This is a genomic window from Paenibacillus sp. J22R67 (assembly GCF_059692175.1).
In genome coordinates this window covers 129,307-141,762 of the sequence record NZ_JCAUAX010000007.1, presented here as the reverse complement: position 1 = coordinate 141,762, position 12,456 = coordinate 129,307, and the positions used below count along the sequence as shown (strand labels likewise).

Below are 12,456 nucleotides of genomic sequence, written 5' to 3'. Positions count from 1 at the left end.
CCAGTTATTTTACATGAAAAGATCGGAAACTGCACTCCCCGGTTTTTTTCCATCCAAATAACCGCTCACCAGCTGCTGTTCAGGCAATATAGCTTGAATGCGTCCTGCCTCGTTGACAATGTAAATTAAATGGTATTTTTCCCGCATAAAAAGCTTCAAAGTATCGGCCATTGTCCGATGCTTCGTAATGACGATCGGCTGCGCCAAAGTGCCGCGGCTCAGCAGCAGGCTTACCCGGCTCCCGCGGCCAATCAGAAAGCGGAAAAAGTGATACGGCAGCTGCCGGTACGCATACCAATTTGACACTAGCAGAAAGATGCCGATCACTAATATGTTCAGCGGAAGCTGCCCGCTAATCAGCTGTAAGATGGCCATAACAATGATGCCTAAGCTTAAGAACATGGATATCCAAACCGAATATAAAATCGTGTTGTGGTATGACAATAAATACCCTAATAAGGACTGCATCACTTTACCGCCATCCAGCGGCATGACCGGAAGGAGATTGAATAACCCGATCATGATGTTAGCTTCGATAAAATAATCCCACCAACTTGCTGTTCCAACCTCCAGCCATTTCATAAGAAGCGCCAGAGCAATCAGCCATACATGCTGCAGTGGACCTGCTAAAGCAACCACGAGCTCTTCCCTGGTTGGTACACTTCCTAGCTCATCTACAACAAGCACCCCGCCGAAGGGGAGCAGTTGGACCTCACGCACCCGCCAGCCAAAGCCGCTCGCAGCCGCCAAATGACCGAGTTCATGAACGAGTACGATACCGAATAAGGTAATGGCCTCAAGAAAATAACCCGTAAGAGCAGATCCAATTAAAACTAGCGTAAATAAAGGGTGAAACCGATATGTCGTTCCGGCCAATTTAATCAAAGGAGATCACATCCGTCGGGTTAACAGGGCGTCCATCTCTCGTAAAAGCAACATAAAGCGTGCCTTTAGCCGGATCTTTCTTGGAGGTTTTGCCGAGGGGTTCACCCACCTTCATCCAATCTCCCACCTCTACGCTAACCTCGCTTAACCCTCCGTACAGGGACTGCATCCCTCCTGGATGGCGTATGATAACCGTTGTACCTGTTTCAGCCGAAACCCCGGAGAAAACGACTTGTCCCGTGTCTAGCGCATAAACAGGTGCATACTCCGCTGTATTAAGCGTGACGCCCAGTTGATTAGTCCCATCGAACGGCTTGATGATACTTCCTTTTACAGGAACATAAAGGGTCCGTTTTGAAGTACTTACCTTTACAGCTTCATCCCCTACACGATTAAAACTCGGAATAAAGGAAGGCGAGCCCCCGAATTGATTCGCATACCAAGCCGATACCGCGGTGAAATCATAAGACTGCGTTAGCGAAGCGGCAACAAACTGCTTGCCTTTATTCGCCCATGGCTGATTGATCTGAAACATGCCGTACAGGGAGGCGAACAGCACACAGCTCACCAACAGCTTGACCGCTATTTTGCGTGGTGAAGGAGGGGCAAACAGCCCTCTCTCTCCATCACCCGGTGGGCCGCCGCCGCTAAGCGTCTTGTCCATTAATATTTTCTGCTGCCAAGCGTATTCAGGATCTTCCATACGCCGTTTCCAGTCCGCGTCTACATAAAGCGGCAGCTCTACATGCTGCTGCCTTGGCGGCACAGGCACATGCTCCATCAATCTGTTTGCTCTTGCTGGGCTCCCGTTGACGTTCGAATTCTCAGATGCTTCACGCAAATGGCGAAGTCGTTCTAATCGCCGTTGTTTCACTTTATCTTTGACTTCCATGGAAGCCCCTCCCAAACGTTTTCCTTCAGGAAAACAATCTTCATATCGTCGTACTAGCTAATCTCGCATAGTACAGCCTATGAGAAGAAGGACAAGATTATGTGATAATCCGCAATGAATCGCCTCCGAACGGACAGAAAAAAAGCCCTTGACCGATGGCCAGGTGCTTATCATTTTCAGAACAATTCCGGTTCACGTTCTTGATGCAGTTTAACGCTCATGACTAGACCAAGGGAAAGCATATTGATCAAGAGCGAGGTCCCCCCATAACTAACGAATGGAAGGGTAATTCCCGTTAAAGGCATAATGCCGATCATCATGCCAACATTTTCAAAAATTTGAAAGACGAACATGGAGACAACACCAACCACGATATACGCTCCGCTAAGCTGAGTGCTTTGAATCGAGATCAGAATCATGCGGTAGATAAGCAAGAAATAGATAAGCAATAGAACAGCTGAACCCCTAAAGCCGAATTCTTCCCCTACCACAACAAAAATGGAGTCCGAATAAGCAAAAGGAATGAAGTTACTGTGGACAGAAGTCCCCTTAAGAAAGCCTTCGCCTTCGAGACCGCCTGAACCGATTGCTCTAATCGCATTTTTCACTTGATAACTGTCATCTTCTGTTACATCTTGCGGATAGAGATAGGTGTCGATACGGTCCATCCAGTGGCTGAAGCCGTACCCTTTGAGAACCTCGAACAAACTCTCGTGAAACGTCTTATAAAGGGTGAGGAGCAGGAAACCTAAGCCTGCTAATATGACTATGCTCAGTAAGACATGCGTGTATTTGATATTACCGATCCAAAGCATACCGAGCAGGATAATCACAAAAATAATCGCATTCCCCAAGTCCGGCTGAATCAAAACGAGAATAAAAGGTAACAGAACAGCCGCGCAGACAGGGATCAGATCGTTCTTGATTTGCAGCAGATCACCGCCGCGTTTGGCCAGAAGTGCTGTCACGCAGATGATCAGAATCAGCTTCACAAGCTCAGCAGGCTGGAAGGTCAAGCCTCCCGGAAGTTCAAACCAACCGCGTGCGCCATGAATTTTTTTGCCAAAAAAATAGACAGCAATCAAGGATACAATGCCTATACCATACAAAAATGGGGCAATCCGGATAAGCACCCGATAATCAAAAAGGCTGCAGGCTAGAAATGCAATTAATCCCACGGCATAGAGAATAAGAATTTTGGAAATCGAGATGACAATGGATGGATGGTCTACGGACGCACTATAGACCGTCATCGTACTGATAACCATGAAGGCGAACAAAATGACAACAATAGGAATATCAATGTTTTTCAGTTTTGCGAGCACAGCAAGATCATCCTATTCCGATAAACTTTTTCATACGTTTGACCCATCCAGTCTTGTCTTCGAGCTGCATGAGAGGCACCGTGTCGCCTAAGATCCGGCGTGCCACGTTACGATAAGCAATCGCAGCGCGGGACGATGGGTTCATCACGGTCGGCTCACCTGCGTTGGCCGCTTTAATGACATGTTCATCATCTGGCACGATCCCGAGCAGATCGATGGCAAGCACCGAGCAGATTTCGTCAATATCCAGCATCTCGCCTTTCTTCATCATCATTGGACGAATCCGGTTAATGATGAGCTTCGGCGAAGAAATTTTCTCATTCTCCAGTAGCCCGATAATGCGATCCGCATCACGTACAGCAGCGTTCTCTGGGGTAGTTACAACGATTGCTTTGTCTGCGCCCGCTACCGCATTTTTGAAGCCTTGCTCAATGCCTGCCGGACAGTCAATGATGACGAATTCGAAATCTTTTTTTAGCTCAAGAATAATATCTCGCACTTGCTCCGGCGATACCGCATGCTTGTCTTTCGTCTGAGCAGCAGGCAATAGATACAGCTCATCGAAGCGCTTATCTTTGATTAAGGCTTGTGGTAAACGGCAGCGTCCTTCCGCGACATCCACAAGGTCATAAATGATCCGATTCTCGAGTCCCATGACAACGTCCAAATTGCGCAGGCCAATGTCGGTGTCTACCATGCATACTTTCTTCCCTAAAAGCGCCAATGCTGTTCCAAGATTTGCTGAAGTCGTTGTTTTGCCAACGCCGCCTTTTCCCGAAGTAACAACGATTGCCTCTCCCATATGTTCTCACCCCACGCGCTATTTTCTATAACGTATATAAGTCTATAATTTCAAATTCGAATCAGGCCAAATCCGATGAAGCTGATGCAGCTTATCGATTTCCATTTTACCATCTTTCACATAAGCAAACTCCATAAAAGCCTCTTCAATTCCCCATTCATCCGGAGAACGGCTTATAATTCCAGCGATCCGAAGTTGGGTCGGACGCATATGAGAAGCAGCAATAATCGCTTTATCATCGCCGTCAATCCCGGCATGCGCCATCCCGCGAAGCGAGCCCATAATATAAATGTTCCCGGTAGAGGTAATTGTTCCGCCTGGATTAACATCGCCTAAAAATAGTAAATCCCCCTCATGATGGAGGGTTTGTCCCGAACGAATCATGCCTTTAAGAGTTGACATTCTTGCAGCAGGCTCTATAACAGCTTCCTTGCGGGGCTCACTTTCGATCGATTGAATGAGCAGATTGCCCTTTTGCTTAATGACAGATCTGATCTCTTCTTTCTGCTCCTCAGTCGCTTCCCTGCTGCCTAATTTAACGTGCACATGAATAATCGGTCCGGTCAGTATTTGCTGATGCGTTTTCTCCAGCTTATGCTGCAGCTCTTTCAGCAAATCTTGCCAATCGCATGCATCGTTTAGTAAAAAAACAAGGCCATCTTTGACCCCTTTTATCATCACATGGTGCTTAGCTACAGACATAATTGAATGCCGACCTCCCAACCTATACATTTCGGCTCTTGTCGTGGATTCTCCTGCTAACCGCCTGGAAAATTAATCTTCGGTATTCGCAGGTACGATCCGCTTTCCTTCAAGCAGCTTGCGAATCGGTACGTAGCAAATTAAGGCGAAAAGCAAATTAAACAGCACACTTGGGAGCATGTAATGGGTGAGAGCAAATTTCAACTCAATATCAATGAGCTTAAACAAGCGGTTAATGCCATAATCGATGAACTCAAACAACAGCAGACCGACGCCAGTAATGAGCAGATTATAAAAGATGAGGTTAGGCTGCCTGCGCTGCGCCAGTCCTGCCAAATACGCGGTGAGTCCCATCCCGAAGGAATATACGCCGAGCATCGACCCATAATAGTTAAAATCATGCAGGAGACCGAACAAAAGCCCATAGATCAGTGCAGAATGTCGATGATGGAAAAGTCCAATAAACAAGATAAAGACCAGTGTAAAATGGGGGGTAACATGCACGCTAGCTTGCCACGCGGATGGGATCAGCCAAACCACAATGGTGCCTTGCAGGATAAACAAGCCTAATAGAATGAGCCACAGCAAATGTCGAGTCACGTAACGGCTCACCTCATTTCACTTCCGGAACTTCGACTACGAATACTTCACGAATACGGTTAAACGAAGCTTTAGGCTTCACCATAACTTTGTAGGTGATTCCGAATTCCCCTGGGCCGATGGAAGAGATTGTCCCTACTTCAATCCCCTTAGGGAATACTTGCCCCAAACCTGATGTAATAATCGTATCCCCGACTTTCATGTCGTCCGCATGTTCCACCTTGTTCATCACGAGTTCCCCGGTATTGCTGTCATAAGACTCAATCATCCCGAATGGTTGACTCTCATTGCCTTTCACGGTGACCGCTATCGCTTTGGAGTTGTTGTCGGAATCCGTGATCTCTTTCAACAGTTGCACATTGGAATGGAAGCCGAACACTTTACTCACTCTGCCAACTAATCCGTCAACAGTCATAACCGCCATATTCTCTTTGATGCCGTCCTTGTCGCCTAAATTAATCGTAACCGTGCTATTGTACGGATCGTTATCCACTGTAACAACCTCGGCAATCCGATACGTGTACACATTGGCTTGACGCTGTCGTTCTGTAAAGCCCAATGACTCCATCAGGCGCTTGTTTTGTGATTCCAGCTCATTCAGACGCTGCGTATCTCGCGCATACTGTGTCAAGGTCAGTTTCAGAGTTTTATTTTCTTCATAGATGACTCTAAGCTGCCGAATGTCTTCAAAGAAACCCGCTACCTGCGCAGCGGGCTTGTAGAAGAGTCCTTGCGTCCACGATACCGAGTCTTTGACGAATTTCTCCGGCCATGTCATCGGTCCCCGGTTTCCCAGCGTTAATCCCATCAATATAAAGAAGCAGACTAGCCCGAACATCAGGAAAATCAGCCTCTTGTTTCCCATGAATTTGAACAAAATGAGCACCTTCTAACGAATTCTGACGAATATTATCGCTTATAGCGCGAACCTGAACCTGATTTATTTTTAAATAAATGAATATTCTCCAAGGCGCGGCCAGTCCCAATCGCCACGCAATCAAGCGGATTCTCTGCAACTAGAACAGGCATGCCAGTTTCTCTAGCAAGCAAGCGATCCAGGTTGCGCAATAAACCGCCACCGCCGGTTAACACAATCCCGCGGTCCATAATATCCGCTGACAATTCGGGCGGACACTTCTCTAGCGTGACTTTCACCGCTTCAACAATCGCATTAACCGTATCTGTTAATGATTCTGTAATCTCATCCGAGGTTACACTCATTGTCTTCGGCAGACCAGAAACAAGGTCACGTCCACGGATCTCCAGTGTCTCTGGCTGCTCCATCGGAAGTGCAGAACCGATCTCCATCTTGAGTGTCTCTGATGTGCGTTCCCCAATCATCAGATTGTATGTACGTTTAATGTATTGAATGATGGCCTCGTCCATTTCATCCCCGGCAATACGGATGGAACGGCTCGTAACAATGCCTCCAAGCGAGATAACTGCTACCTCTGTGGTGCCCCCTCCGATATCGACAACCATGCTTCCGGTTGGTTCCCAAACCGGGAGATCTGCGCCGATCGCTGCCGCAAACGGCTCTTCAATCGTATAAGCTTCACGCGCCCCTGCTTGTTTCGTTGCGTCTTCCACCGCTCGTTTCTCAACGGCAGTGATGCCAGAAGGTACACATACCATCACATTAGGGTGCCGTTGGAATAACCAGCGCTGTTTTTGAGCCTGTCTCAAAAAGTAGCGAATCATCGTTGCCGTTGTTTCAAAATCAGCAATAACGCCATCTTTCATGGGGCGAATCGCACGAATGTTGCCTGGTGTGCGGCCGATCATTTTTTTGGCTGCGTCTCCGACAGCCTCGATTGTTTTCGTATCCGTACGTAGAGCAACCACCGATGGTTCTCTAACGATTATTCCTCTGCCTTTTACATAAACCAGTGTATTCGCTGTTCCTAAGTCAATCCCTAGATCTTTCGTAAAGCCTCCAAACATGGCAGTTACTCCTTTCCTATTGCCAACCTATTATATTACATAAAGCCTTCTTCCTTCAAACTTATGAATCTCTGATCACCTATGATAACATGATCCAACACTTCAATACCAATAATAGTTCCTGCTTCCACCAAACGGTGAGTTAGCTGTATATCTTCCGGACTTGGGGTGGGATCTCCACTAGGATGATTATGCACACAAACAATGGACGCGCTGCTTCTTTTTATTGCTGCACGGAAAACTTCGCGGGGATGGACGATGGACGCGTTCAAGCTGCCCATGGAGAGTGTTTCTTGCGCAAGCACATGATTTTTCGTATTCAAAAATAAACAAACAAAATGCTCCTTCTGTAAATAACGAAGCTCCTCACTCATTAAGTTAGCGATATCCTTCGGTGAACGAATCGTAATCCGTTCCGAGAATGTACTCTTGGCAATTCGCCGCCCGAGCTCGATACCGGCCAAAATTTGCAGTGCTTTGGCATCACCAATACCTTTGATTTGTGTAAGCTGATCTTTGCTCATGTCCACAAGGCTGCGCAAGCCTCCAGACTCGCTTAAGATGCGGCTTGCCAGACGAACCGCTGACTCCGAGACCGTTCCTGTTCGAAGAATGATCGCCAAAAGTTCGGCATGGCTTAGCGCCCCTGCTCCATATTGGAGCATCCTCTCTCTAGGTCTTTCCTCCGTCGGCACTTCGCGCAGCATTAAACTTGTAACTTCCATCAATTCCCCTCTTTCCATCTGTAGGTTGTGTTACTTATCCGTATCCCATTCGCGATAAGGGTCCTAAAACGACACAAAACCCCCGGATTATAAGATCCGAGGGCTTCTAGGATAACTGCTCATTATTCGATTCTGGGCATCCATAAGCTTTGATTCGTTCTAGCATACCGCCGATGGTGTAACCATCGAAGTACAATTCCATCTGCTTTTCGGCGTCATTGAAAACGTTGCCCATCAACTTATCCATCTTGGATGAGATGATGCAATCGTTATTCTTCTCATCGCCGGAGCACCAGCTTGGCTTCAAAGATCCATGACAGGTTAAGCGGTAAATTTCACCGAGTGTCACATCATCCGGGTTACGGCAGAAAATGAATCCGCCTCCGATGCCTTCTTTGGTAGTAACGTAACCTGCTTTTCGCAGAAAGCCCATAACTTTGCGTATACGAGCAGAGTGTGTAGATACATTCGTAGCAATTTCTTCACTCGTTGCCATATGATCAGGCAAATTTGCAAGAAATACGAGACTGTGGACGGCTATTGTAAATTCGCTGTTCATGGCCAATCCTCCCTGAAGAATGCGATGTCATGTTGCTTACTGTCATTGTAACCGTTACAGATTGCACAGTCAATGTGTGAACGATTGGAAAGGAGAGATTACAGGACTTGAATATCGAAGTTTAGCAGCAAATCACTAAGCAAGGAAAGCGGTAAGCCGACAACTGTAAAGTAGTCCCCTTCAATCGATTCGACGATTGTAGCGCCAATCCCTTGAATCGCATATGAGCCGGCTTTATCCTTAGGCTCCCCTGTTGCGATATATCGACGAATTTGCTCATCAGACATAGCTTTCATCTTCACATTCGTTACACTATGCGAAACAACATGTTTCCCAGTAGCTGCGTCGATGCAGGCCACTCCGCTGTAAACCTGATGCGTCGTGCCTTGCAGACCTTTCAACATCCGGAAGGAATCCTCTTCATCCACAGGTTTTCCAAGGACCTCATTTTGAAGAACAACGACCGTATCAGAACCAATGATAATCCCGTGTTTTTCACTGGACTCCAGCATCTCACGAACGGTTGACGCTTTGCGAATGGATAGAACTTCTACTAGTTCTGAAGGAGTTATTTTTCCTTCTACGGTCTCATCCGCGTCGCTCACCCGAATGATATAGGGTAGTCCAAGTCCTTGAATCAGCTCCTGCCTCCGCGGCGAGGATGAAGCAAGAATTAATCGTTGCTCGTGGTTTGGTAATTTACTCAAAAGAAACAACTCCTAGTTTATGATAATGTCCGAATAGGATTCAATGCCGATTACAACTTGCGATACAGGAGGAAAGCCCCTACTAATCCAAGAATACTGCACAAATTTAGTCTCACCAGAAGATGCAGCTCATATTTCACAACTTGCAGATCTGCCTTTGGATCCCAAGTAATCGAGGCCGATTTGGTCAAAAAAGATAGAGCAGGCACAGGAGCCAGCAGCTGGCCGACTATAATCCCGGTTATCAATCCGATGATTAAAAATATGACTAATGTAAACGTGTTTTTTTTCATCGCTGTCATCCTCTCTTCTATGTACAAGCCTATTATACGGGCACACTCTAATTTTTTCCATGAAAAATGTAGCCAGATGGTGATTCTTACCTGCTTACATCCTTAGCTGATCCTAGTAAGATAGATTATCGGAGGTACTTCAACTATGACTTTACTTAAAAGACTTGTTCTACTCACCTTTATACTTACGATAGCGTTTCCTTATCAAGCTTTTGCCTACAAAATTGTTCTCGATGCCGGACATGGCGGGAGCGACCCTGGTGCCTCCGGCGTGAATGGTTTGAAGGAAAAAGATGTCAACCTCGACATCACGCAAAAGCTGCGGGACGAGCTAACGAAGCGAGGTTACGAGGTCGTCATGACAAGAACCGATGACACGTATTGGTCACTCGCTCAGCGCGTGAATTTCACAAATGCCCTGCAAGCGGATTTATTCGTATCCGTCCACGCCAATTCGCATCCGAACGGAGCTGTCAAAGGCAGCATGGTGCTTTACTACGACAATGACTACCCCCAAGAAGATTATCCCGCAAGCGACAAAATGAAACAATTGACACCATACAGCAAAGATTTGGCCCAGCATGTATTGGATTCCTTGGTTTCCGCAGCTGGCACCAAAAATTTGGGCTTAGTCCCAAGCGCGGTTTACGTAGCTAGAATGGGCAGCATTCCAAGTATTCTTGTGGAAACAGCTTTCCTAAGCCAATCTAGCGATGCAGCTTTGCTTGCGAGTGACGCCATCCGAGCGAAAATGGCCGTTGGCATTGCCAATGGTATTACGGCTTATACGCCTCCTTTATTCATAGATTCCCTAGGGCACTGGGCAAGAGAATCCATTCTTCGCATGAAAAATAAAGGCATCATTGATGGAATTGCTAATCGCTATGAACCAGATCGCGCTTTGAAAAGAGCGGAATTCCTCACTCTAATGGATCGCGTATTTTCATTCGACAAACTAGAAACAGCTTGTACGCCAAGTGGAACCGTCACATCAGCGGTATACAGCTGCCAGACGGCTGATCGAACATACAAAGACCTGCCCGATTCTTACTGGGCAAGCCCTGTGTTCGCCAAGGCGGAAAAATTAAATCTGCTTCAGGGTTATGCCGATGGGACGATTCGCCCTGAACAGCCCATCACCCGTGGCGAAGTCGCTTATCTCTTCGACCGCCTCATCCAACTGTCAACAAAAAGCGGTGGGCAAAGCCCAGCTCCTAAAGTAACATTTGACGATGTACCAACGAACTTATGGAGCGCCAAAGCCATTTATGCGCTGAAGCAGAAAGGCATTATTAACGGCAGCACGGATACTTCGTTCAAACCGGAGCAAACGATGACACGCGCAGAGATTGCTGCCCTGTTAGATCGTTATTACACAAAATAAAAAGCAGTGTGTCTCCCAAGCTCCGATGAGCTATGGAGGCACCTGCTTTTTTTAGGTTAAGATACGCTTATTTTCTTGAGTAAGTCTTTCTGTGCAAGGATGTACTGCATCATGGAAGTTTGAGCTTGCCAGAGCATCGCCGTGGAAGGACTTTTCTTGTACTCATCCATCGATTGCACAGCGCTGTTCAAGGAGGATGTCATCTTCTGGACAATAGGCTTGGAGTCATCGCTTAAGCCTTCATTTATTGCCGTAGATAGCGTCGTCAACGATTGATGAGAAGCGTGAATCGATTGCAGAGAACTATCTGAAAGCGCGCTTGGCGTCGTTTCAGCTAGATGAATAAGAGCTAATTCATTAATCGTATTCACAAGCTTATTTCCTTCAGCTATGAAAGCAGGCACCGAATCGGGTTTTTGACCGCCCCAACGGATTCCTGTTGCTGCCGGGATGTCTAAACTTTTGATATACACTTCAATTGTTTTATCCACGGTTTGGACTTGTTGTCTAAGGGTTGTGGCGTCGTCTTTGTTATTGGCAAAGCCTACAAACACCGTGAGCTTATCCGAACTGTCCAGTGCGGATGCCAAGCCTTTCTTCTTCAGCGTATCCTGGATGGCTTGAGCCCCCTGCAAAGAGCTAAACACCCCATTTTGCAGGAATGTGAAAGATTTAGCCGGAATTTGAACAGGTGTTACAGCAGCAGCCGTTGCAGGAAGGCCAGCAGCTTGATCTGTTCCTGTTTTCGTAGCCCCGCCCGGCGCTTTTGATGGAACAGCCGCTACATTTGCCGAAGGAACAGCGATTGTATTTTTGCCGGATGCTGAATCAGTCGGCGTACGGTCCGATGGTGAAAACATTGAGAGAACAAAAAATCCGAAAGCGACTCCCGTCACGACAGCTCCTGCTACTGAGGTTGCAATACGAATCCATGGAGCACCACTTGATTTTGCATATCTAGCGCCTGTTTCCGGTTCTATATAAGGCCCTTTTTGCGTCCAGCTTGACCATTCATCGCGATTTTGCTCCTTAATCGGCTCAGGTCTTTGGGCAGGAACTTCTCTGCTCGCTTGCTGTTCCCGGATGGCCTGAGACTCGCGAATAATTCGTTCGACTCTTTCACCTTCCGTCTCAATCTGGCTATGCCAATTGCCGAAGTCCGTGGTAAACGTATTCAGCGCATGCGGTTCAAATAGGCTTTCTACTTGCTCTCTCTCAGCTTGTTGATAGGGTGTTATCTCTTCTGAGTTTTGCCCATCATTGGGAGAATTCGGTACTACCTTATATTCTTCCTGATAGAGTGGAATCACCTTCTCTTCAGGACCCGGAACTCGCGAGGCTTTACGGGTGGATTCTGCCGGCTCCTTGGAGTCGAAACGATACGTGATTCTTGCTTTACTCATTCAATTCACTCCTCATAAAATGTATTTGGAAACGGACCCGCCGTCATCTTGTCCAAATCTTCTGTTACTAGATTATGATTGAGAGAATTGAAATATGTTTGGTTAAACAAAAAAGCTTAGTTAGATCCATATTGGGGATCCAGCTAAGTTTGTTTGTTATCGAGATGTCCTGGCGTTGCCGTCAGGTGCCTTGTTACATCAGCCAATCGGGTAAGAGAATATTGCATTAGCGTTC

Annotated in this window: 14 protein-coding genes; 1 reads left to right on the top strand and 13 read right to left on the bottom strand. The window is 46.8% G+C overall.

Annotated elements, in window-relative coordinates; genetic code table 11:
- Positions 1–9 precede the first annotated feature (9 nt).
- The 12 genes from AC58VC_RS24830 to AC58VC_RS24775 all read right to left on the bottom strand — a co-directional run bounded on the left by AC58VC_RS24830 (position 10) and on the right by AC58VC_RS24775 (position 9,434).
- Positions 10–885 (bottom strand): M50 family metallopeptidase, encoded by an 876-nt coding sequence (locus AC58VC_RS24830; RefSeq protein ID WP_497372363.1) that lies wholly within the window; start codon positions 883–885, stop codon positions 10–12.
- Entirely contained in the window at positions 878–1,777 is a 900-nt protein-coding gene (locus tag AC58VC_RS24825; protein WP_497372361.1) for a peptidoglycan DD-metalloendopeptidase family protein, read from the bottom strand. Before AC58VC_RS24825 ends, AC58VC_RS24830 begins: the two co-directional genes overlap by 8 nt.
- 176 nt (positions 1,778–1,953) lie before the next feature.
- Entirely contained in the window at positions 1,954–3,102 is a 1,149-nt protein-coding gene (locus AC58VC_RS24820; protein ID WP_161410219.1) for an FtsW/RodA/SpoVE family cell cycle protein, read from the bottom strand.
- A 7-nt stretch (positions 3,103–3,109) separates the two neighbouring features.
- Positions 3,110–3,904, bottom strand: a complete 795-nt coding sequence (gene minD / locus AC58VC_RS24815; RefSeq protein ID WP_161410220.1) for a septum site-determining protein MinD — start codon at positions 3,902–3,904, stop codon at positions 3,110–3,112.
- A 42-nt stretch (positions 3,905–3,946) separates the two neighbouring features.
- Positions 3,947–4,606, bottom strand: coding sequence for a septum site-determining protein MinC (gene minC, locus AC58VC_RS24810; RefSeq protein ID WP_497372359.1), 660 nt, complete (start codon positions 4,604–4,606; stop codon positions 3,947–3,949).
- 72 nt (positions 4,607–4,678) lie between these two features.
- Positions 4,679–5,206 (bottom strand): rod shape-determining protein MreD, encoded by a 528-nt coding sequence (gene mreD / locus AC58VC_RS24805; RefSeq protein WP_497372357.1) that lies wholly within the window; start codon positions 5,204–5,206, stop codon positions 4,679–4,681.
- A 13-nt stretch (positions 5,207–5,219) separates the two neighbouring features.
- Positions 5,220–6,071: a rod shape-determining protein MreC gene (gene mreC / locus AC58VC_RS24800; RefSeq protein WP_161410223.1), complete on the bottom strand. Its 852-nt coding sequence runs from the start codon at positions 6,069–6,071 to the stop codon at positions 5,220–5,222.
- Between the two features lie 44 nt (positions 6,072–6,115).
- Positions 6,116–7,150 (bottom strand): rod shape-determining protein, encoded by a 1,035-nt coding sequence (locus AC58VC_RS24795; protein ID WP_145661496.1) that lies wholly within the window; start codon positions 7,148–7,150, stop codon positions 6,116–6,118.
- Between the two features lie 35 nt (positions 7,151–7,185).
- Complete coding sequence (gene radC, locus AC58VC_RS24790) at positions 7,186–7,875, bottom strand: RadC family protein (protein WP_161410352.1); 690 nt, start codon at positions 7,873–7,875, stop codon at positions 7,186–7,188.
- 106 nt (positions 7,876–7,981) lie between these two features.
- On the bottom strand, positions 7,982–8,434 hold the full coding sequence (locus tag AC58VC_RS24785; protein ID WP_497372354.1) for an RrF2 family transcriptional regulator: 453 nt from the start codon (positions 8,432–8,434) through the stop codon (positions 7,982–7,984).
- Positions 8,435–8,532: 98 nt separating this feature from the next.
- Positions 8,533–9,141, bottom strand: coding sequence for a Maf family protein (locus AC58VC_RS24780; protein WP_497372352.1), 609 nt, complete (start codon positions 9,139–9,141; stop codon positions 8,533–8,535).
- 50 nt (positions 9,142–9,191) lie between these two features.
- On the bottom strand, positions 9,192–9,434 hold the full coding sequence (locus tag AC58VC_RS24775; protein WP_161410227.1) for a DUF4321 domain-containing protein: 243 nt from the start codon (positions 9,432–9,434) through the stop codon (positions 9,192–9,194).
- Positions 9,435–9,579: 145 nt separating this feature from the next.
- Between AC58VC_RS24775 and AC58VC_RS24770 the strand changes: the two genes are divergently transcribed.
- Positions 9,580–10,818: an N-acetylmuramoyl-L-alanine amidase gene (locus tag AC58VC_RS24770; RefSeq protein WP_497372350.1), complete on the top strand. Its 1,239-nt coding sequence runs from the start codon at positions 9,580–9,582 to the stop codon at positions 10,816–10,818.
- A 56-nt stretch (positions 10,819–10,874) separates the two neighbouring features.
- Here AC58VC_RS24770 and AC58VC_RS24765 read toward each other — a convergent pair whose 3' ends face one another.
- Complete coding sequence (locus AC58VC_RS24765; protein WP_497372348.1) at positions 10,875–12,221, bottom strand: hypothetical protein; 1,347 nt, start codon at positions 12,219–12,221, stop codon at positions 10,875–10,877.
- Positions 12,222–12,456: the final 235 nt, after the last annotated feature.